This window comes from Ventrimonas faecis, from assembly GCF_040096075.1.
Lineage (GTDB): Bacteria > Bacillota > Clostridia > Lachnospirales > Lachnospiraceae > Brotaphodocola > Brotaphodocola faecis.
Map to the genome: position 1 here is coordinate 182910 of NZ_JBBMFJ010000001.1, position 21431 is coordinate 204340.

Below are 21431 nucleotides of genomic sequence, written 5' to 3' on the forward strand. Positions count from 1 at the left end.
TCCCCCTTCTCTCTTATAAAACCTTCAGATAAATGGAACGAATGTCATCCAGTGTCAGTTCCTTGCGGTTATTTACCAGAAGTCTGGTCTGTTTGCTTCCGGAATCTACCAGAAAATCCAGATCTTCTTTCTTTACGCCAAAGCTGTATAAATCGGTCGGAATCTCCGTGAACTTCACGATGTCCTCGATCTGACCGATCACATAATCTGCTTTCGCGTCAATGCTTTCCTCAAACAAGGACGGATTGATCGCGTCACAAAGTTCTGCCAGCTGTACTGCACAGGCTTCTTTGTTCATTTTCATAACATGCGCAAATAAGATTGCGTTGGATACGCCGTGCGGGATGTGGTATTTGCCGCCTAACGGATAAGACAGAGCATGAACTGCGGTAGTACCGCTTCCGGTAATTGCCACACCACCGTAAAAAGCGCCCAGCATCATATTGCTTTTTGCTTCCATATTGTCCGGATTGCAGTAAGCCTCTCTGATATTTTCAAAGATCAGTTTTGCCCCGGCAAGCGCATAGGTATTGCTCAATGGAGTGGCCTTTTTGGAAGTGTAGCACTCTACCACATGCGCCAGCGCATCTACTCCGGTTGCTGCCACAATGGATTTCGGAAGTTTTTTGATCACCTGCGCATCCAGAATCACGTAATCCGGAATCATGGCGGTATTGACAATACCTTTCTTTACTTCCTCTTCCGGAACTGCCACGATCGCATTGCAGGTTGCCTCAGAACCGGTTCCGCAGGTAGTCGGGATGGCCACACTCTTCATCTGTTTTCTTCCAAGAGACGGGTCTGCCAGAAGATCTTTTACAGAATAGTCAGAACCCTTTAAAATAGAAACCAGCTTTGCGGCATCCATAACGCTTCCGCCGCCAAATGCTACGATCAGGTCTCCCTCACTGTTTTCTGCCTGTCTGCGGATTTTTTCCACATCCTCGTAAGATGGCTCCGGTCTCAGATCACTGAAAATCTCATATGCGGTTTCCTGCTCTTTTAACGCATCCAGTAAAAGATCCAGTAACCCTGCCCCGATGATTCCTTTATCTGTAAAAACAAGCACTTTCTTTGCCTGCTCTTTTGCGATCACTTCCCTGATGCTCTCTGCGATGCTTCCCTCTCCTGTATAAAGTACAGATGGGATAATCAACTGATGTTTCATGATTTGTTGCTCCTTTCACTCTCCCTTGATGATGCCATCATATCAGCATCGTCTCATTTCTTACACAATTTCTATTTTTCTTTTTGTGTCATTATGAAACACTTATGTTTTTTCGTTGCTTTTCTCTTATTTTTGTTTTATTATGAAACATATCAAAGCAAGCACCGGAGGTTATTCATGGAAACTATCCATTTTCTTGTCATATCCCCTTACCGCGGCATGAATGAACTAGTTCACGAAGTTCTTCTTACTGAGCCACAGGTACAGGCAGACTGCTATGTGGCAAACTTAACTGAAGTAGATTCCCTGCTGGTCAAACGGAATCTGCTGAACTATGATGCGATCATCTCACGCGGTGGGACTGCCGCCCACCTGAAAGAACATGTCTCTCTCCCTGTGTACGATATCGGGCTCTGGTCGCTGGATGCCCTGCGTGCAATCAGGCTCGCGCAGACTTTCGGCCAGCCTATGGCAATCGTAGGCTTTGAAACCATTACCAGTCATGCCCGTGTCTTATGTGAACTCCTGGATTACGATATTCCGATCTATACGATTTTCCATAAAGAAGAAGCCCGGCCGATCATACAGCAGATCAAAAATCTTGGTATCTCCGTAGTTGTATGTGATGTCATTGCGCACGACCTGGCCCTTTCCATGGAAATCACGCCCGTACTCGTCACCAGCGGATACGAATCCGTACAAAGTACGATCCAGCAGGCCATCACGCTGACTCGCGGATACCTGCAAAGCCGCCGGGAACTGACACAGCTGACCATGGCATTCCAGAACAATCCTGTTTCCTGTACCATTTTCGACCAGTATGGCAGGATCGTCATGTCCAGTCTGCCGGAATATGAAAAAAAGCTGGTTCTTTCCTTTTTGCAGGAACATTTCAAAAAATTATGGGAAAACGGCGATGCTTCTCTGGAACGCAGCATCAAAGGAAGCTCCCTCCGGTTTACCATGAAAAAATCAACCCTGCGGAATCATACCTTTCTCTATGTTTATTCTCTATTGAAAGAAAAACAGGAGATCCGAAAGATTGATGCAATCACAGAGAAAAATGCCGGCAGCAATACCATGATGGATTTTTCCTACTTTAACAGCACACACAACCTGTCCAGCACACGGGATCTGATTGAAAAGTACAGCCATGTTTCCACCCCCGTACTGATTTCTGGTGAAAAAGGAACAGGAAAAGATCTGGCCGCGTACAACATTTACTGCAAAAGCAGTTACCGCAATGCCGTTTTTTATCAGATTGACTGTGCCTATGCCACAGAACGGAACTGGACCTATCTGCTCACGCACCATGAGTCCCCTCTGGCGCACAATGGGCACAGCATTTACCTGAAACAGATGGAAACCATCCCGCCACAGATTTTCAACCAACTGCTCTCCTATATTGCAGATACCAGGCTGGCAACACGAAACCGTCTGTACTTTTCTTTTTCCACGAATAACGAAAACTATGATTCCAAACCTGTCATTACCGGAATCACCAAACTGTTTTCCTGTCTGTCACTCCATCTTCCGCCTCTGAGAGAACGGACAGATGATATTCCCTATCTGACCACGCTCTACATCAACCAGATGAATGCGGACCTGGGAAAACAGATCATTGGATTTGACAGCAGAGCCAGCCTTGCGCTCAAACAATTTCCATGGGATGGAAATCTCCATCAGCTGCAGCGGATTGTTTATGAATTAATGCTGATCACCACAACCCCTTATATTTCTTATGAAAACACCATGCGTCTGCTGCATCAGGAAACTGCACTCTGGATATCTCCGGGACAATCCGGCTATCAGTTTGACTTAAATCAGACGCTTGAACATATCACCTACGATGTCGTGCGCATGGTACTCAAAGAAGAAAATAACAATCAGAGCCGTACTGCACAGCGTCTTGGCATCGGCCGCAGTACACTGTGGCGAATTCTCAAAACGCACTCTGATATTCCGGATCAAAACTAAATTTATGGAGGAACCTCTATGCTAAAACAGCTCCGATATTTCCAGTCCGTTGTCAAAAACAACAGATTGATGCCTGGATTGAGGATGTAGAGAAACTGCTGAAATAATATAAAAATACAGACAAGGGACGAAAGCAATTATCTAAAATTGCTTTCATCCCTTGTCTATTTTACAAATCTTCCGTTTTAAAAGTCGTGTATCCCTCGTAATAGTAGCTGTGGTCGATTCCTTTCATAAATACTTCTCCACTGTCTACCTCATCCGTCAGCGCAGCCTTCAAAAGTACTTTAATCTCTACATCCTTAATGGGACTGCGCTCCATGGCGAGCAGGTAATCTTCTTTATCAACCTTACTCCAGTCCACTACCTGACCGATGCCTTTTTTCAGCATCTGATCGAGCCAGATGCGGGTGCTGCGTCCGTTTCCTTCCCGAAACGGATGCGCAATATTCATTTCCACATATTTTTCAATGATTTCATCAAACGTAGACCATGGCATTTTATCAATGTTCGCCAGCGCCGCCTCCAGATACATCAGCGGAGCAAAACGGAAATTGCCTTTTGCCAGATTCACGGTCCGTATTTTTCCGGCAAACTCATAAATATCTTCAAAAAGACACCTGTGTATCTCTTTTAATGATGCGAATGTTCCGGCGGGAAGCGTGTCCAGCGTTCCGCTTTTGAACAGTTCTGCCGCTTTTTTCTTGCTGATCCGCTCTTCCTCCCGGGCAAGCTCTGCAGAACTGGTGATGCCTAATTTATTTTCAAGAGCCATGCTGACCTCCTCATGTCCATTTCTATCATTATATAGGATTCCCAATTGAAAAACAAGCTTTAACGCCCTAACGAACTCAGGCTGATTGAATCCTTTTCCAATGACCTCACTGGAAAAGGAAGCAAAGAACACGATCATAATCAGGATCTTCCGGAGATTCAGCGCACCAAAGCTGCTTAAAGAAACACGGAAAAACCGAGGAAGCCCACAATGCGATTCTGTACGGCGCCAAGATTCTGTCCGGAGCCGCATATGAACTGATTACAAAGCCAGAGCTTCTGCAGGCTGTGAAAGCAGAAATCTGGAGAAAGAAAATGCCGAGGCACAGGGATAGCAGGTGCCTTCTATTACGCATCAGAATAACTGCCCCGGCAGCGTTTTCTTTTCCTTCACCGGAAACGTTGCGTCAAACGCTTCAAAGTCTTCTGGATGTTCCTCTGCCACGAAATATGACTTGGGATCCCGGTAAGTCCCGCAGATGGAATCTAAAAATCCCGGTTCCAGCTCCTTGATCAGGAAATATGGAACCACCTCATCCTCCGATTCTGCATCGTCATAGCGAATCTGTCTGGAACTTGCGGTGACAAAACCGGACTTCCCATAAAAATCAATATTTCCAGTAATGGCCAGAGCTTTCACGCCCAGCTTCTTCGCCTCTTCCATGGAATAGTCCAGAAGCTTCTTTCCATAGCCCTGGCGTTTGTAAGCCGGTGCTATGCTGATCGGACCAAACGTCATGATCGGTACAGACGCTCCGTCTTCTGTTATGATCTCAGATTTTGCGTACATCACATGGCCGATGAGTTTCCCATCCAGCTCCATGACAAAATCCAGTTCCGGCACAAAGCCGCTGTCTGCGCGGTAGCAATGCAGTACATAATGCTCCGTGCAGCCAGGGCGGTATACATTCCAGAATGCTTCCCGTGTCAGGTTTTCCACTGCGCGATAATCTTTTTCTGTTTCTCTGCGAATTTTCAGACTCATACTGTCTCCTCCTTTTCCTGTTTCAACGATTTACAGCTCTGTTCCAGGCAGGCATCCGCCAGCGCAAGCACTGCTTCTTTCTCCGACGCTTCTGCTCCGTCGTAAACCGTGTATAAAAGAAACATCGGCGCGTAAAAAGAAGCTGCTTTCTCCTGTGGCTCTGAAAAGCCCATACCGGCAAACAGATCCGCTACATAGCCCATCGGTCCCGCCGCCAGATACTGCTGATAAAGCTTTCCCATGGTTTCGCTGCGGTACTGCTCCAGTGTTAACAGTCTCCGGAACCGGGACGCAAACGCATCCTCCGTCCAATAGCGAAACTGGGCTTTGCTGAACTCCAGCAGCTGCTTTAAGGATGTGCTCTGATATGCTTCTTCCATCTCGTCCACAGTTCCCTCCGGCACCTCATAGTCTCCGGCCTGCTCTGCGTCACGCTGCTCCATGCGCGCGACAATGCTGTCAAAAATGTCCTGCTTGTTTTTGTAATGTTTATACAGCGCCCCCTTCGTCATGCCAAGCTCACCCGCAATGGTGCTGACCGATACCGCCTCATATCCGTCTTCCGCGAAAAGACGAAGGGCAGTCTGAAGGATGCGTTCTTTTGTGTCTGTCATTCGGTACCTCCTATAAAGTAAACGACCGTTCACTTATAATGTAGTGAACGGTCGTTTACTTGTCAAGGGTTTTTATTTAATTAAATAATCGTTTCTCCATCCACTTTCCGCCTCTCCACCGGAATACATAAATCGTTCCACGGAATCCCCAGTCCAGCATGGACATGGCAATCCAGACACCGACGGCACCAAGCTGCAGCGAACCTGCCAGAATGTGAGCTCCACCAAGCCGCATAACCCACATCGACAAAATGGAAATCACCATAGGGAACCTGACATCACCGGATGCCCGCAGGGAAGCCGGAAGATCAAAGGACAGCGGCCACAGGGTAACCGCACCCGCCGTATGCCATAAAAACATGGTGATCATCAGCTTTGCTGTTTCCTCGGACAGTTTGTAAATCTTCAGAATTCCCGGCAGACTTAAGACCATAACACCACACCAGATCCACATGGCCGCATAGGCCATCTTCATCAGCTTCCAGTTATAATAGCGTGCCTGTTCATAGCCATTCTTTCCCACGCACCGGGAAATGACCGGGATCATGGCAAGCTGAACGGCACTGCCCGGAATTACCTCCAGCGATGCCAGCGTCTGCGTGACCGCGTTGGCCGTAATTGCGCTGGTTCCAAATGTAGTTACAAACCCCAGAATCACGATCTTTCCTAACTGAAAAATTCCATTTTCTACACCATTCGGAATACCCAGACTCAGAATATTTTGGGTAAGATTCCAGTCAAAACGGTGGCGCAGGCTCCGCTCAATACTCAGCTCCCGCTTCGGATTCAGCAAAAGCCAGACTACAATAAATGCCGCCACCCAGCGGGATACCAACGTGGAAAGTGCCGCGCCCTGGGTTCCCATCAGGAATCCATAAATGAGAATGGCGTTGCCCACCGCATTGATGGCATTCATGAGCAGCGAGATCTTCATGGTTGTCTCCGAATCATTCATGGTCCGGAAAATGGCCGTTCCCGCTTCAAAAATGCCAATAGCCGGAATGGAAAAGACGGCCACGAACAGATACCGCTTCGCATGATAGTACACATCCGCTTCAATATGACCAAACAGATGCGTCAGAATCCATTCGGAAATGCCAGACATCAGCAGCATGATAACCAGAGAAATGATGGCATTCAGCCAGATCAGTTCTCCGGCTGAACGCTTCGCCTCCGCCTTATTTCCGGCACCTAAGCGCTGTCCGGCCACAATCGCGCCTCCAGCAGCCAGTGCCGCAAAAATATAGATCAAAAGCTGAAAGACCGTATCAATCAGGGATACGCCGGATACCGCTGCCTCGCCCACACTGGATACCATGATGGAATCCAGAAGTCCTACGATCAGCTTTAGTGCCAGCTCAATGACCAGCGGAATCACCAGATGAATCAGATCTTTATTAGAAAAGATCAGGTTTTTCGGTTGTGATTTCATAGAATCTTTCCTCCCCAGCCTGCAAAATAAAAGAATGCAGATATTCTTTCGAATACCTACATTCTATTGCAATTTCTGTAAAATGTCTAATACTTCTCCAATATCCTGATTGATACAGATGGCGCGTTTCCGGATTTGATTCGGCGCATAAGCTTCACCAAGATTCAGGCAGGCGTAAGTGGCATTGGGATTCTGGTCTGTCATCTGCCAGAAGCTGTACTTCACGATACCTGGTGTATTGTATCCCGTTCCCAGTTCCAGAAACAGCAGCCGCATTCCCTCATGTCTGCGCAAAAATTCCGCATAACGCTGCGATGCCCGGTGCCAGCCTTCATCCTGAACAAAGGTGTCATCACAGCGCAAATTCATGGTCATGGGTCTTCCGCATTTCAGACAGTGCGGCACCAGATCGGATAGAATCTGCATCTTCAAAGTTCCCGGTTCCGGCGGTCGCAGTTCCTGATATCTGCTCTGATTTTTCTGCGATTTCGCTGGCATCGTTTCCGCAGTCAGCGGTTCCTCCGTTTTTTCTATTTTCACCATATATCCCTGCGATTCCAGCATGCACCGGATGATTTCTTCATTATCATAGGTCTCCTCATGGCATGGCCTGCTGCACTGGAACAGTCCATAATCTCCCTGGGTATAAAAGAGGCGGTGCTTGTCAAATCCGGCCTTCTGGAAACAGTGATCCACGTTGGTCGTCAGCACAAAATAGTCCTTCTCCTTCACCAGATCATAGAGCTGTTCATACACCGGTTTCGGCGCATTCTGATAGCGGTTGATCCAGATATAACGGCTCCAGTAGGCCCAGTGTTCTTCCGAAGTCTGAAACGGATAAAAACCGCCGGAATACATATCCGCAAAGCCATATTGTTTCGCGAAATCTGAAAAATAACGTTCAAACCGCTCCCCGCTGTAGGTAAATCCTGCCGAAGTAGAAAGCCCTGCACCGGCTCCGATCACCACCGCATCTGATTTCTCCAGTGTCTCTTTCAGACGCTCAATCTGCTCTGTCTGATCCGAGGATTCTTCTGTAAATTTCTTTGTCCAGATCCTTGAAAACATTGAAGACCACCTTCTTTATCCTGGTTTCTGTTTCTAAAAATTCCCGCACGGCGCGAACCGCGATCTCTGCCGCTTTCTCATTTGGAAAATGGAATTCTCCGGTAGAAATACAGCAGAACGCAATGCTTTCCACACCGGACTGCGCCGCCAGTTTCAGACAGAAACGGTAACAATTTGCAAGCAGGTCACAGTCCTTTTTTGTCACAGTTCCATAAATAACCGGCCCTACAGTATGAAGTACATACTTGCACGGCAGATTAAAGGCCGGTGTGATTTTGGCCTGTCCGGTATCCTCCTCATGTCCCTGCTTTCGCATCAGATCCGCACAGTACAGCCGAAGCTGTATGCCACTGTGGCTGTGGATGATGTTATCAATGCAGCCGTGAAGCGGATAAAAGCATCCGCACAGGCCGCTGTTGGCGGCATTCACAATGGCATCGATTTTCAGTGTAGTAATATCGCCCTGCCAGAGTGCCAGACGCTCATCCAGATCACACGACGCGATTTCAGAAACATCCGTAAGGGTTCGTTTGCTCTGCTCTTCCTGCAAATATTCATCCTGGATCTGCAGGAATTCTTCCGAAATCTGCTTCGGTTCCCGGACATTCATCAATGCCCGGAGCAGGTCATCCTGTTCCTTTTTTCCTATCGGAATTTCCATGCTCCGGCGTTCTCTTCGCTCTGCGCAAAGGGCCCGGATCAGATATTGTCTGCGCTCACTCTGGTTCATACGACATCCCTCATTTTTTAGAATTTCTCAGCAGCTCCCTGCCCGTTTCCAGGCTTTTTGTCTGCCAGAATTTTAGTCTGTTTCTCTTAGAATTCGTACGGCGGGTTACCGGAAAAGTCCGCGATCAGACCGTGAGCATCTTCCAGATAGAACACTTCAAAAATCGGGTTCTCTGCGGTCTGATACTGGCTCTTTACGATCGGGTTTGCAATGCACATTTCCTTGACAGCCATGTTGTTTTCAAACACTGCCTTGCCGTGCAGGCGGATCCATGCGTAGGACGGACTGGAAACAGAAATCTCAATCTCCGGGTTCTTCTGCATATCCTTGTACACCGCTTTAGTATTGTTGGTGCAGAACCAGAGCTTTCCATCCATCTCGCCGGAGAACATGAACGGACGGCATTTTGCCTTTCCATCACGTCCTACGGTTGCCAGATACTGTACCGGATTTGCCTGTAAAAATTCTACTACTTTCTTCATTGTCTTATCCTCCATGATAAATGTTATGATTGGGTTTTGAAAGTTTTTCCTTTCGATGACTCAACTATAACGGATGATGAGAAAATGCGGAAGTACGCACAATATTGTGGGATAGTTACCGCGGGGAAACTATCGCCTTTTCCATTTAAAATCGTAAAACACGTCTTTCTTTTCTTGGCTTTGCGGATGGGTGCCTGTCCTCCTCGCGCGGATATCCTAGGATAAGCTGCATGACAGCATAGTGCGTAACCGGGATTTCCCACTGTCTTAACACATCCTGTCCGTAGGAATCAGCAAATGCCATCCACCCCTGACCAATATAACAGGAACCAATCCCCAAAGAATCTGCCATCAGCATCATATTTTCCGCTGCTACTGCGCAGTCATCCACCGAAAATAGAAAATTCTTCGGCGCAAACAGAGTGATGACCGTAGGTGCATCATAAAAAGCGTTAAGCAGCTTCGGATCATCTGCAATGCTGGGCTGTTCTTTTGATACATAACTGGTGGCTGTAGCCATCCGGGGATGAGAATTTGCCCGCTTAATCTTGCCGAGACGCTCATTCACTTCTCTGTCCTGACAAACTGCAAAAATCACGCTCTGCCTGCCACCCGCACTTGGCGCATACAAACCGGCCTGCAAAATTTCCTGCAACGCAGATTCTTCAATCTGTCTGTCCTCAAACCGCCGGAAAGAACGGCGGTGCAAGATTGTTTTCATCACTTCATTCATCATGAAACCTCCTTCCAGCACTGCGGATCAGCGGCATAGAAATCCCCGTCTTTACCGCTTGCCACGGCAGGACACCCCCGGCAAAACGCCAACAGTTCGCACTTGCTGCACTTCTCAAACTTCGTGTAATCACGGTACTGCTCCATCTGACAAACCCATACATCCGATAACTGATCCGTAAATACGTTGGCTACCTTGCTGTTCTGCACTCTTCTGCAGGCGTAAACATCTCCGGCGGGAAGGATTGTCAGGTGGCAGTTGCCACAGTTGCATCCACCATAAATCATGCCATCCTCTACGGCCTCCGAAATCTGAAATGCCCCAGTTTCGTACTCATACAGCGTCCACAGATGGTCTTTCTTGTTGAAGTAGGTCTGACAGCCTGCGGCCTCATATTCCCTGAATTTCTTGTCGCAGTCAGATAGCAGCTTGTGGTAGCGCAGCGGCTCAATGCCCACATCTTTTTCCGCGCTAGTGGGACAGTAACGGGCGAAAGCAAAGACATTTACCCCAGCCGCCACAACAGCATCGATAATGCCTGGAACCTCGTCAATGTTCGTACCGGAAACGGTGGTCATCACCACAGAACGGATACCCGCCCGGTTGATGCAGCCGATCTTCTCCAGCGTAATATCAAAACTGCCGGGTTTGCGGAACCAGTCGTGGGTCTGGCGCAAACCGTCAATGGAAAGCTGATATTTTTCGCATCCATACTCCTTTAGCTTACGGCACACTTCATCCGTCAAATGAAACGGATTTCCAAGAATCGTAAATGGAACGCTGTGCTGCCTCATCAGTTCCAGCAGTTTCCAAAAGTCCGGATGCAAAATCGGATCACCGCCGGTGATGTAGAAATACGGCAGACGGTCATAAACTTTGCAGAAATCCAGACAGTTATAAAAGGTGTCCTGCATCTGCTGCCAGGACATCGCATCCAACTTTTTGTTGCTGTTTTCAGAAAAAATATAACAATGCTTACACCGCTGGTCACATTCATCGGTGATGTGCCACTGAAAAGAAAAATACTGTTTCATAGTTTACTGCTTATCTCCAGCACCGCAGGCAGAGCCACAAGCAGTAGGTGTTTCTTCCGGCTTGTCCCCTGCTCCACACGCGGTTCCGCATGCTGCTGGCTTTTCTTCCTGCTTGTCTCCTGCTCCGCACGCAGTCCCACATGCTACTGATGCCTCTGCCTTTTTATTCCATCCAAAAAGATTTGATAAACTCATAATTTCCTGCCTCCTGATTTTTATATTCCGGACTCATTTCCCATCCACAATGTTATTGTACTGAATCAGCCAGCGTAAAAAAAGTACGCACAAATCTATTACTGAGTCACCTTTTTGTAACCGTGTTACTGTAACTTGTAACCCACAGTTACTGCGAAGTAACTACTTGAACACCGGAACATGCTATATTATAATTTGTATATAACATTCAAATGGAAACTATTGGAGGTGCATGTTTATGCTTACCAAAGAAGAAATGCCCGCCTGCCCGGTGGCCACCACGGTCTCTCTCATCGGAAGCAAATGGAAGCTTCTGATCATGCGAAATCTTCTGGCGCGTCCGTGGCGCTTTAACGAACTGAAAAAGGATCTGGAAGGCATCAGCCAAAAGGTACTCACCGACAGTCTGCGCTCCATGGAGGCGGATGGCATCATCACCCGGACCGTATACCCGGAAGTGCCGCCACGGGTAGAATATGCACTGTCCGAACTAGGCGAATCCATGCGGCCTATCATCAAATCGATGGAAACATGGGGATTAGCCTACAAAGCGCAGAAATAAAGAATAAGGAGATTTCCCATGCCAGATATTCAGAATACCAAAAAGCTCCCGGCCTGCCCGGTGGAGACAACCCTTACACTCATCAGTGATAAATGGAAAGTGCTCATTCTCCGGGACTTACTGACGGGAACCAAACGATTTGGAGAATTGAAAAAATCCATCGGCCAGGTAAGTCAGAAGGTACTTACCGCCCAACTGCGCCAGATGGAGGAAAGCGGCCTGGTAAACCGCAAGGTTTACGCCGAAGTGCCTCCGAAAGTGGAATATTCCCTGACGGATCTCGGTCACAGCTTAAAGCCGATCATGGATGCCATGTGGACCTGGGGCGAACATTATCAGCACTCCCAGGAACAAAATTAATGTCAGGACAGGCTGCTGCACAACAGGATTCCACATTTCCCATTGCGCAGCAGCCTGTTTTTTACCTTAGCTGTTTTCCTGAATAATCTTCTTTAATACATTTGCTGAATTTCTCAACGCATCCAGTTCCTTTTCACTTAATTCAATCGGCACGACTGCCTCAATTCCATTGGCATCCACAACCGATGGGATACTCAGTACCACATCCTGAATTCCATACTCTCCCGTCATCAGGCTGGATACCGGCATAATGGAACGTTCATCCCGCACAATGGCAGAACAGATTCTGCAGACTGCCATCGCGATGCCATAGTAGGTTGCGTGCTTTCTGGATATGATCTCGTACGCACTGTTTCTTACATTGTTGAAAATCCTATCCATGGAGGCATCGTGATCGTAATGTCCTCTTAATTCGCAAAAATCATGAATCGGCAAGCCGCCGATCCGAGCATCACTCCACGCGGCAAGCTCACTATCCCCATGTTCTCCGATAATGTAAGCGTGTACGCTTCTGCTGTCCACACCTAAATGCTCACCCAGTTCATACCGGAATCTTCCCGTATCAAGAACCGTACCGGAACCAATCACGCGATTTGCCGGGTATCCGGATTCCTTTAATGCAATATAAGTAAGAATATCTACCGGATTTGAGACGATCAGTAAAATTCCATGGAATTCTCTCTTTTTGATTTCACCAACAATGGATTTCATAATAGCACTATTTTTCCTGATCAGATCCAGTCTTGTCTCATCTGGTTTCTGATTTGCTCCGGCCGTGATTACGATCACCGCTGCATCGGTAATGTCGTCGTAAGTTCCCGCATAAATTTTCATGGGACTTGCAAATGCCATCCCATGACCGATATCCATAGCCTCTCCTTCCGCCCTTCTCTGATCCGCATCAATCAGAACCATCTCTGAAAACAGCTTGCTCTGCATCAGTGCAAATGCAGAAGCTGACCCAACAAATCCACATCCTACAATCACTACTTTTCTGCTGTTTACTGCCATATATTCCTCCAAATCTGAGTATACACTCTGAAATCTTTTATTACCTGGTTTCTATAATGGCATTATATGGTAATTTTCTATGTTTGTCAATATTAGTAATCATTACTATATTTTATTTTTATCTACTGATTGCTATTTCAATTCAAAATAGCAATCAGTAGATTCAGATATCCTGCATACGTCAGCCACACCAGATACGGCACCAGCAGATTCCCTGCCTTTCTCGACAGCAGATAAAACTGGTTCAGGCAACTGTAGACCAAATACCATAAAAAGCAGAGCCAGGCAAAAGCAATCGTATACTGCTTTCCCAGAAAGAACAGGATTGGCCAGAAAAAATTGACCACCAGCTGCGTCCCATAGGTTTTCAACGCCCTGGTCTGCGTCGTGCTATCCAATCAGCACTTTTTTCCCTTCGAACGCAAATCCATAACTTCGGATCTTTTCTTCGGAAAATCCTGCGGCTTTTAATTTCGCGTCATATCGTTTTTCGTGAATCTGCCGGAGTGCGGCCTGCACCGTATCTTCCAGTGTCCGTTCTTCCTCCGGGTCATGAACTTTAAATTCAATCAGAATCGCATCATCTGCTTTTTTTAATGGAGTCAGCATGATATCATACCGTCCATATCCGCTTTCCCCATTCGATTCCACCTGGTACCGATCCCGAAGTTCCACCAGCAGTCCCAGTACAAAACCATGATAAAAGCGCTCCGGCTGTGTCTTCTCAGATGGATGCCTGCCCGTATCAAAACAGCTGAATGTCATCAGCGCAACTTCATTCATATAGGCATTCATTTCTTTTTTGTTTCCGGCTAACAATGCCTGGATAAATCCATTGTAGCTTGACAATGACCGGCCAAACCAGCCCTTAAACATTCCGGCAAACATTCCGTAAGTTTCCTGATTGGTGATGCTCAGCTGATACCACGGTTCCTGAAATACTCCCCGGTATTCTACCTCCGTAGCTTTTAAATATCCCCCCGCCAGCAGAAGGCTCCAGATTGCGCGTTCGTCCAGATCCAGCTGGTCATATACAATCTGTTCATCAAAAGTTACCGTAACTGGTCTGCCATTGATCAACCGTTCCATCTTCTGTTTGATATCCGCGGAGGATGTCTGGATCAACCGGTTCACCAGCGCATTGGAACTGGTCGCCGCCCAGTACGGACGAAACTGCTTTTTGTCCAGATAATTTGTGATGGACCATGGATTGTAGATATCCCTGCAGTTTCCGAAAATAAAACCATCATACCAATGCTTTACCTGTTCCCACTCAGAAGACAGTCCGTACTCTTCCAGAGCCTGAAATACTTCAGCCTCTGTAAAGCCAAAGCAGTCCGCATATTCCTCCGAGGTCGTAGTAATCACATTCAGATTATTCAGATCCGAAAATACAGATTCCTTTGAAATCCTCGTAATTCCCGTCATAATCGCGCGTTCCAGATATGGATTCGTCTTGAACACTGCATTGAACAGGCTGCGGATGTAAGAAACAAATCCATCCCAGTATCCTTTCAAATACGCCTCCTGCATCGGTGTATCGTACTCATCCAGAAGAGCAATGACTTTTTTTCCATAAAACCGGTTCAGGTAACAGCACAGGTCATTTAATGCCGAGGATGCTCTGGCATCCCCCATCTCCATGGTAACCTGCTCATAAGCTTTTTTCTCGTTTTCGCTTAACAGGGTACCATCCAGCAAAAAGCGGTTTTCCTCGTATTTTTTTGCGATCAGCGCATTGATCTGCTGTTTCGCATCTGACAGATTATCGGCCTTGACCGACGCAAAGCTTAAAAATAAAACCGGCCAGGTTCCCTGCAGGCTTCTGTAGCGCTCCTCATTCCAGATATCCAGTCCCTCAAACAACTCCGGACGGTTTGCGTAACGATTGGAGAAAAAGCAGTCCAGCATACTCATGTTCAGAGTCTTTCCAAATCGGCGCGGACGGGTAATCAGCGTAATTTCATCTCCTGATTCCCACCATTTACGAATTAAACTTGTCTTATCCACAAAAAAATAACCGTTTTCCCGCAAAGAAGCGAAATCCTGCTTTCCGATGCTGATTACTCGTGCCATTTCTTCACCCACCTTTTGCTATCACAAACAACTGTCTATTTCCTTATTTATCAGTCTAACACACTTATATTCTGCTGACAACTGAAAGGAACTGTTCTCATTCGACATCATTTTTCCTACCCAAACATCTCCGCGAATTCCTCCGCAAACTCCTCCTTCAGCATAAAGCGGTCGATCATGCCGTTATTTAAGTACCACTCAAAATCGGCGCCGCTCTGCTCCGCAATGAGGATCAGGCGGATTTCCGGGTTGATGCGGCGGATGACTTCGCACAGGTCAATGCCGTTCATAGTCGGGAGCGTATACTCTGCGATGACCAGATCATAGGCCGCCGGATTCTTCTGGATCCGATCAATGAGTGCCGCCGGATGAGCATAGATATCTACCGTTTTCTGGCTTCCGGCAGATACATTTTTCCAGGTTTTCGCCGACTCTTCCCGGGATACAATGGCAATCTTCCGTACCTGTTTTAAGCGTTTGCGGCTGTCTTTTTCTTCCTCGGAACGGCTCTGGGGAATTTCCAGAATGAAGGTCGTTCCGGCATCTGCTTTGCTCTCTACCCGGATACTTCCGCCTACAGATGTCACCATATTCTGTACCACGGAAAGTCCAAGTCCGGTGCCCTGCCGGGATCCTTTTGTGGTATAAAACGGCTCGAAAATCTTCTGCATGGCATCATCTCCAATGCCGCATCCAGTATCGGAAACCTGCAGGCAGATGGTATCGGAATCTTTCGCGTACAGACGAATCCAAAGTTCTTTTGTTTCCGTTTTTTCCATAGCCTGAAATGCGTTTTTGCAGAGGTTCATCAAAATATGTTCTGCCATTCGCCTGCGTCCCAGCACATAAAGCGGTTCCTGTGTCACTTCTGTTTTCACGTTAATTGCGGACGGAGCAAGCTGCCGCACAATCGAAACAGCACTCTCCACCTCTTCCGTGAAATTTAACAATTCCAGGCGCACACCGGTATCCTGTCTGGAGAAGGCCAGAAGTTCTTTAGACAGATTCGATGCCTTGTCCACTGCTTCCGTGATTTCATGGATCATCTCCTGATTCTCTGGCGTGATGGAATCATCATTTTCCAGAAGTTCCGCATAAATCAAAACCGGTGTCAGGTAATTGTTGAACTCATGGGCGATGTGGCTCGCCATCATGCCAAGAGACTGAATCCGCTGGTAATGCCGGATTTCATTGTTCTTCTGGGCCAGCATCTCCATGCCCTGATTGATCTCCTTTAAATAGGTAATTTCCTTCTGCTGGGTCTCTGCCAGAAAACGGTTCCTCAGCAAAAAAACAGTAGCCACGACCAACAACAGGATATACAGAAATACCGCACCGGTCAGCATCGTCATCATACTGTCTAACGGCCCGGAAAGTTCCCGGATCGGGATCGTGGAGTTTACGATCCAACGCTCTCCCTGAATGTAGATCGACTGAAATGCCACCACGCGCTGCACCCTGGCAAGTCCCGGATCGTCCCAGACATAGGTGTCAATTACACCAGTCCCGGATGCATCCTGCGCCTGTTTTTTCAGCCAGTCATTCATGCTGCTCAGATCCAGATCGGGATATTTTTTCAGGCGGTCATCCAGCGCTTCCAGACCAATCTGGTCCTTTGCGTGATGCATGATGATGTACATGTTCTGGTCTTTCACGCTGGAATATCCGTCTTTTCCGATTTTGACTGGAGCAACAATTTTCTGATAAAGCGTCTCCAGATTCAAGGCAAAAGTCAGCGTGCAGATTCCGTCCCCCGAAGGTACTTCCTTCTGGATATATAGTTCATACCAGCCCGTCTGGTCGGAAATTTCCTTGCCAGAAATCCATGCCGGCTGATCCGCAGACTCCAGAATACCCCCGACATACTGAGTTCCATCACGCTCAATATCTTTGGCGGTCCGTTCCGGGCTTCGCTGGTTGTCTTCTTCCTGCTGCAGCCCTCTTCCTGGTTCCGCCTGCTCCAAAACAGCAGCTTTCCCCGGTTCATACCGCAGTCTGGTGCCATCCGGCTCCGTCACGGCAATCCAGTTATACAGACTCCCACTTTCTTTCAGAAAATACGATGTTCTTGCCTCAATGCTCTCTGCCTGCGCCGGACTGCTCGCTTCTGCCTCCTGCGCATAAAACAGATCAATCTGGTCTAACTGCTGCTCCAGATACATATTGAGATTATTTCCAATAATTCCGGCCATGGTCAAGAGCTGGCTTTCCTCTGTCTCGATCACCTGTGCCCGGTACTGGCGGTAAAACCGGAACCCTGCAAAAATCATAGCCAGTGACAAAAGCAAAAGCAGTCCGGCTGCTATAAGTTCTGTTTTCCACTTCATAAAGACTTGCCTGATTTTCTTCATTAGTTCGCCCTATACACTCAGCATGTATCCGATCCCGCGCACCGTCTTCAGATACTGCGGCTGCTTCGGATCGTCCTCAATTTTATTCCTGATCCTCTTCACATACACGGTGATAGTATTGTCATCCACCACGGCCTCATTCCAGACCTGGGTGTAAAGCTGCTCTTTCGTAAATACCTGTCCCGGATGCTCCATCAGGAAGCGGAACAAGGTCATTTCCCGCGCCGTGAAATTCAGCGGCTCTCCATTTTTCAGGCACTCCATTTTCAGAGTATCCACCGTAAACGGTCCTTTCCGGATTTCGCTCTCCGCGCCACCCTGGCTGTAAATCTGGCTGCGGCGGATCAGGGCCTTGACCGTCTGGATCAGAACCGCCGTATGGAATGGCTTGGTAAGGTAACTGTCCGCCCCAAATCCCAGGCCCAGCACCTGGTCCATCTCATCCGACTTTCCAGACAGCATCATGACCGGCGTGTGGTCTCCCGCCGCCCGCATGGCCTGCAGCACCTCATAGCCGCCCACATGCTCCATCATCACATCCAGAATCACCAGATGGAACTGTTGCTTTTTCAAAAGTTCCAATGCCTCGCTTCCGTCAGAGGCCTCCGTCACCTGCATCCCTTCTCGGGTCAGGGCTGTGCGCACCGCCAGGCGGATGGCACGCTCATCATCCACTAACAAAATTTTCTCTGTATTCATATCTGTTCCTCTCGTTCTTCTGCTGCTTTGATTATATCATAATAGCTCGAATTGTGTTTTATTTATCTCACAGAAAGGCCAACACAATAGAAAGCGGTCATTCTGACATGCTGCGAAACAGAAATACGACCACTGTGTCCGGCTCTGCAGCGACTGGCGTTTGAGGAAGACGGACGATTAGTCCGACTGTCCGCAAACACCTGTCAGCTCGCAGCGTCCGAACACAGTGGATCGATATTTATGTGCAGCGGTATGTCAGGATGACCGCTTTCGAACCTTATTCGATTTTATTCCTATATTTTTAAATGGTCACGATTCCAAGAATTACTCCGAATACCAGCATCATCAGGCTGACAAGATAGTACGGCGGAATGCTGAATTTCATGTGGTCTTTCAGCTCGGTTCCGGTCAGACCGATAGCCAGGTAAGTTGCCGGTACAAGCGGGCTTACCATCAGGGCCAGGTTCTTACCGATCAGCATGGTCAGCGCGGTATTTAAGGAAGCTACGCCGTAGGTCTCGCCTACCTGCATAACCAGCGGCATGATACCGTAGAAGTACGCATCGGTTCCCACGCACAGGCCCAGCGGAAGTGCCAGAATACCGAAGATGATGTGGATGTACTTGCCAAGGGCCGCCGGGATGATCGCCATGATCGCATTTGCCATTGCCTCCAGCATGCCGGTTCCGTCAAAGACACCAACCATAGCTCCTGCTGCAAACAGGGTTGCGGAAATGATCAGCGCTGCCGGAGCGTGTTTCTTGATCAGCTTGTCCTGCAGTTTCTGGTCCGGATAGTTCACAGCCAGAAGGATGCACAGGCCCAGCATAAACACAACATAGGATTTACCAATACCGGTAGATAACAATGCAATCACGCCAGCGGTGAGCAGGAAGTTGAAGATCAGGAAAGCATTGGACTTTCTCAAGCTTGCTTCTTCCTTCTTCTCTTTCTCATCTACTGCAACCTCTTCGCCTTTTCCAAGGCCAGCTCCATGCTTGATGGCAACCATACCGAGAACAACCGCAAGGGCAATGTTCATAACCAGGCCCACAACCTGAAGCGGGATCAGCATATGCCATAACTCGGTGGCGTCCATCTCCAGAACGGTTGCCGCTCTTGCGGTCGGACCGCCCCACGGAAGCAGGTTCATAACACCCATGCAGGCACCGGTCAGGCAAAGAAGGATACGCGGATCAATCTTCATCTTTTTGTATACCGGATACATAGACGGGATGGTAATGAGAACGGTTACCGCGGTAGTTCCGTCCAGATGCGCGATGGTTGCGATCACTGCAGTTACCACGGTAACTGCGATGACGTTGTTTCCGGCCTTCTTTACCAGCCATCCTACGATGACATCAAAGAGTCCGGTGTCCGCCAGAACACCAAAATAAATTACAGAAAAGATAAATAAGATACCATTGCTGGTGGTGGTCTTGATTCCATCCGCAATGAAGGCCATGATTTCTACCGGAGAAAACCGGAGAATCAGAGCTGCAACAGCCGGAACCACGGCCAGTACCACGATCGGGGACATCTTGCCCTTTAAAAGCAGAACCACGATCGCGATGATCATCAGAAAACCAATAACTGCTACCATTGTCATATTCCTCCCTAAGATTTCTTAATTTCTTACTGAGTTTTATTCTAATGGCAGCAGTTTAATTGTTCGTGACAAAAAAATGACAATTTTGTCATATTTTACACATTATTTATTTTTTGCAGTTAAAAACATCATAAAACGGATATAGGTATACACCACCAGGACTACCGCAATCACAGTTTCCACAAACACAAGTCCGGAAAGCGCCGGAAGCGGATGTCCCAGCTTGGCAGCGCAGGCCATGGTCTGTTTTGCGGCGATGGCACTGATGACAAACGGGAAAGTAAATGCCGCATAGCTTGGGTAGAACGGCATTTTCAGATATCCCACGGCTTTCACCAGGGCAAACAGATACAGGACCGTTGCCAGCACAAACAAGGCCATAAGAAATCCAAAGGACTTCGGCGTCACGGACTGCACATATCCAGCCACACAGAGGCTTGCCGGTGCTGCGTAAATGCAGATCAGCGGTTTCGCCGGATCCGGAACCTCTTTCACCGTCACATAGCGGTAGGTCACCAGGATCAGAAGCAGGATCAGTGACACAAAACCAAACCAGAAAGCGGCTGCTCCAATGGCCGTCTGCTCATACGCCGGTGCCGTGATGGCCGCTACCGCAATGCCGACATAGACAATGTAATAACTGGCAAATACCTTCGGCATCTGAAGCTTACATAAAAATGTTACGGTAAAATACACGATCAGGATCAAATGAAGCAGAATCGCAAACAGCCAGATGCCATACGCTGCCTGAGCAATCCACGGTTTTGCGTAAGTGCTTAAGATCATCAGAGCCATGGAACCCGTACCGGCAACACTTGCCATGATCGGATTCTTCATATCTTCTCTGATCATCTGCGGAAAGCAGATCAGTTTAGCCAGGATCAGAATCAGCAGCAGGGCGGCAAACAGCCCGCACACCTGCCGGATTCCTTCCGAATAGCTCTGCAGCAGATTTCCCAACGCCGCGGTTCCCAGCATCACGCCACATAAAGGGACCGGAACCTTTTTGATCATCTCTTTCATACCTGCGCCCTCCGATCAGATTTCCGCGATGGTACGGCGCGGTGCCGGCTCATCCACTTCATCCAGATTCTTTATGCCAAGTTCACGGCAGACGATCTGCGCTACCTTCCATGCGCATAACCCGGTAAAGAAAATGCACTGCTCTTTGTGCTCTCCCTGTCCCATGTTAAACTCTTTCGTCAAAACTCTGCAGCAGATGGCATTCTTTCCATTTGCTCCTTTGAACCAGTCATGCAGCTCGTGCGTCAGTTCCATACATTTGATGCTCTTCGGGTCAGTCGGTCCTTTCTGCTCGGTACGGCCAAAGAACATGCCGAGAGCCAGCACACCACCGTTGAATGCACCGCATGCGCAGCCGGATTTGCCTGCGCCTACTGCCATTCCGGAAGCCATGGCAATGACCTCTTCCGGAACATCAAGCTGAAACTCCTCGCGAATTGCGCTCATCAGTGCCTCACAACAGTAGTAACCGCCTTTGAATTTTCTCTCTGCCGCCTGCTGAACCGCTCTCGGGCTGATTTCGGTAACTCCAATCTTCATCTGTAACA

General features: G+C 48.1%; 22 protein-coding genes. 3 read left to right on the plus strand and 19 right to left on the minus strand.

Going from position 1 to position 21431, the window contains the following annotated elements:
• Positions 1-13 precede the first annotated feature (13 nt).
• The gene (locus tag WMO41_RS00875; protein WP_349228184.1) at positions 14-1168 is read right to left on the minus strand and encodes an iron-containing alcohol dehydrogenase; all 1155 of its coding nucleotides are present in this window, start codon (positions 1166-1168) and stop codon (positions 14-16) included.
• A 177-nt stretch (positions 1169-1345) separates the two neighbouring features.
• Here WMO41_RS00875 and WMO41_RS00880 point away from each other — a divergent pair, with 177 nt between their 5' ends.
• Positions 1346-3145: a sigma-54-dependent transcriptional regulator gene (locus tag WMO41_RS00880; RefSeq protein ID WP_349228185.1), complete on the plus strand. Its 1800-nt coding sequence runs from the start codon at positions 1346-1348 to the stop codon at positions 3143-3145.
• Positions 3146-3314: 169 nt separating this feature from the next.
• Here WMO41_RS00880 and fic read toward each other — a convergent pair whose 3' ends face one another.
• The 10 genes from fic to acgA form a co-directional block, all read right to left on the minus strand.
• A complete protein-coding gene (gene fic / locus WMO41_RS00885) occupies positions 3315-3920 on the minus strand; it encodes a protein adenylyltransferase Fic (RefSeq protein ID WP_349228186.1) in 606 nt (201 codons plus the stop codon).
• 354 nt (positions 3921-4274) lie between these two features.
• A complete protein-coding gene (locus WMO41_RS00890; RefSeq protein ID WP_349228187.1) occupies positions 4275-4904 on the minus strand; it encodes a GNAT family N-acetyltransferase in 630 nt (209 codons plus the stop codon).
• Complete coding sequence (locus tag WMO41_RS00895) at positions 4901-5518, minus strand: TetR/AcrR family transcriptional regulator (RefSeq protein WP_349228188.1); 618 nt, start codon at positions 5516-5518, stop codon at positions 4901-4903. Before WMO41_RS00895 ends, WMO41_RS00890 begins: the two co-directional genes overlap by 4 nt.
• A gap of 76 nt (positions 5519-5594) precedes the next feature.
• Positions 5595-6950 carry an MATE family efflux transporter gene (locus tag WMO41_RS00900; RefSeq protein WP_349228189.1) on the minus strand — a complete coding sequence of 452 codons (1356 nt, stop codon included), beginning with the start codon at positions 6948-6950 and terminating at the stop codon, positions 5595-5597.
• 63 nt (positions 6951-7013) lie between these two features.
• On the minus strand, positions 7014-8018 hold the full coding sequence (locus WMO41_RS00905; protein ID WP_349228190.1) for an SIR2 family NAD-dependent protein deacylase: 1005 nt from the start codon (positions 8016-8018) through the stop codon (positions 7014-7016).
• A complete protein-coding gene (locus WMO41_RS00910) occupies positions 7954-8748 on the minus strand; it encodes a protein-ADP-ribose hydrolase (protein WP_349228191.1) in 795 nt (264 codons plus the stop codon). The genes WMO41_RS00905 and WMO41_RS00910 overlap by 65 nt, the downstream gene beginning before the upstream one ends.
• An 86-nt stretch (positions 8749-8834) precedes the next feature.
• Positions 8835-9230: a pyridoxamine 5'-phosphate oxidase family protein gene (locus tag WMO41_RS00915; RefSeq protein ID WP_349228192.1), complete on the minus strand. Its 396-nt coding sequence runs from the start codon at positions 9228-9230 to the stop codon at positions 8835-8837.
• A gap of 145 nt (positions 9231-9375) precedes the next feature.
• On the minus strand, positions 9376-9966 hold the full coding sequence (locus tag WMO41_RS00920; RefSeq protein ID WP_349228193.1) for a nitroreductase family protein: 591 nt from the start codon (positions 9964-9966) through the stop codon (positions 9376-9378).
• Complete coding sequence (gene acgM / locus WMO41_RS00925) at positions 9963-10997, minus strand: radical SAM/SPASM domain protein, ACGX system (RefSeq protein WP_349228194.1); 1035 nt, start codon at positions 10995-10997, stop codon at positions 9963-9965. The genes WMO41_RS00920 and acgM overlap by 4 nt, the downstream gene beginning before the upstream one ends.
• Before the next feature lie 3 nt (positions 10998-11000).
• Complete coding sequence (acgA, locus tag WMO41_RS00930) at positions 11001-11192, minus strand: ACGX-repeat peptide (RefSeq protein WP_349228195.1); 192 nt, start codon at positions 11190-11192, stop codon at positions 11001-11003.
• Positions 11193-11430: 238 nt separating this feature from the next.
• Here acgA and WMO41_RS00935 point away from each other — a divergent pair, with 238 nt between their 5' ends.
• Together WMO41_RS00935 and WMO41_RS00940 are read left to right on the plus strand one after the other, a co-directional pair.
• Complete coding sequence (locus WMO41_RS00935; RefSeq protein WP_349228196.1) at positions 11431-11754, plus strand: winged helix-turn-helix transcriptional regulator; 324 nt, start codon at positions 11431-11433, stop codon at positions 11752-11754.
• A gap of 18 nt (positions 11755-11772) precedes the next feature.
• Complete coding sequence (locus WMO41_RS00940) at positions 11773-12114, plus strand: winged helix-turn-helix transcriptional regulator (protein ID WP_349228197.1); 342 nt, start codon at positions 11773-11775, stop codon at positions 12112-12114.
• Positions 12115-12180: 66 nt separating this feature from the next.
• Here WMO41_RS00940 and WMO41_RS00945 read toward each other — a convergent pair whose 3' ends face one another.
• The 8 genes from WMO41_RS00945 to WMO41_RS00980 form a co-directional block, all read right to left on the minus strand.
• Complete coding sequence (locus WMO41_RS00945) at positions 12181-13125, minus strand: L-lactate dehydrogenase (protein WP_349228198.1); 945 nt, start codon at positions 13123-13125, stop codon at positions 12181-12183.
• 137 nt (positions 13126-13262) lie between these two features.
• Positions 13263-13523 carry a TspO/MBR family protein gene (locus WMO41_RS00950; protein WP_349228199.1) on the minus strand — a complete coding sequence of 87 codons (261 nt, stop codon included), beginning with the start codon at positions 13521-13523 and terminating at the stop codon, positions 13263-13265.
• Entirely contained in the window at positions 13516-15201 is a 1686-nt protein-coding gene (locus WMO41_RS00955) for an AAA family ATPase (protein WP_349228200.1), read from the minus strand. The genes WMO41_RS00950 and WMO41_RS00955 overlap by 8 nt, the downstream gene beginning before the upstream one ends.
• A 116-nt stretch (positions 15202-15317) precedes the next feature.
• Entirely contained in the window at positions 15318-17528 is a 2211-nt protein-coding gene (locus WMO41_RS00960) for an ATP-binding protein (protein ID WP_349228201.1), read from the minus strand.
• Positions 17529-17561: 33 nt separating this feature from the next.
• Complete coding sequence (locus WMO41_RS00965) at positions 17562-18251, minus strand: response regulator transcription factor (protein ID WP_349228202.1); 690 nt, start codon at positions 18249-18251, stop codon at positions 17562-17564.
• Between the two features lie 301 nt (positions 18252-18552).
• Positions 18553-19854, minus strand: coding sequence for a CitMHS family transporter (locus WMO41_RS00970; RefSeq protein ID WP_349228203.1), 1302 nt, complete (start codon positions 19852-19854; stop codon positions 18553-18555).
• Positions 19855-19962: 108 nt separating this feature from the next.
• Complete coding sequence (locus tag WMO41_RS00975) at positions 19963-20883, minus strand: TDT family transporter (RefSeq protein ID WP_349228204.1); 921 nt, start codon at positions 20881-20883, stop codon at positions 19963-19965.
• Positions 20884-20898: 15 nt separating this feature from the next.
• Positions 20899-21423, minus strand: a complete 525-nt coding sequence (locus WMO41_RS00980; protein ID WP_349228205.1) for a C-GCAxxG-C-C family protein — start codon at positions 21421-21423, stop codon at positions 20899-20901.
• Positions 21424-21431: the final 8 nt, after the last annotated feature.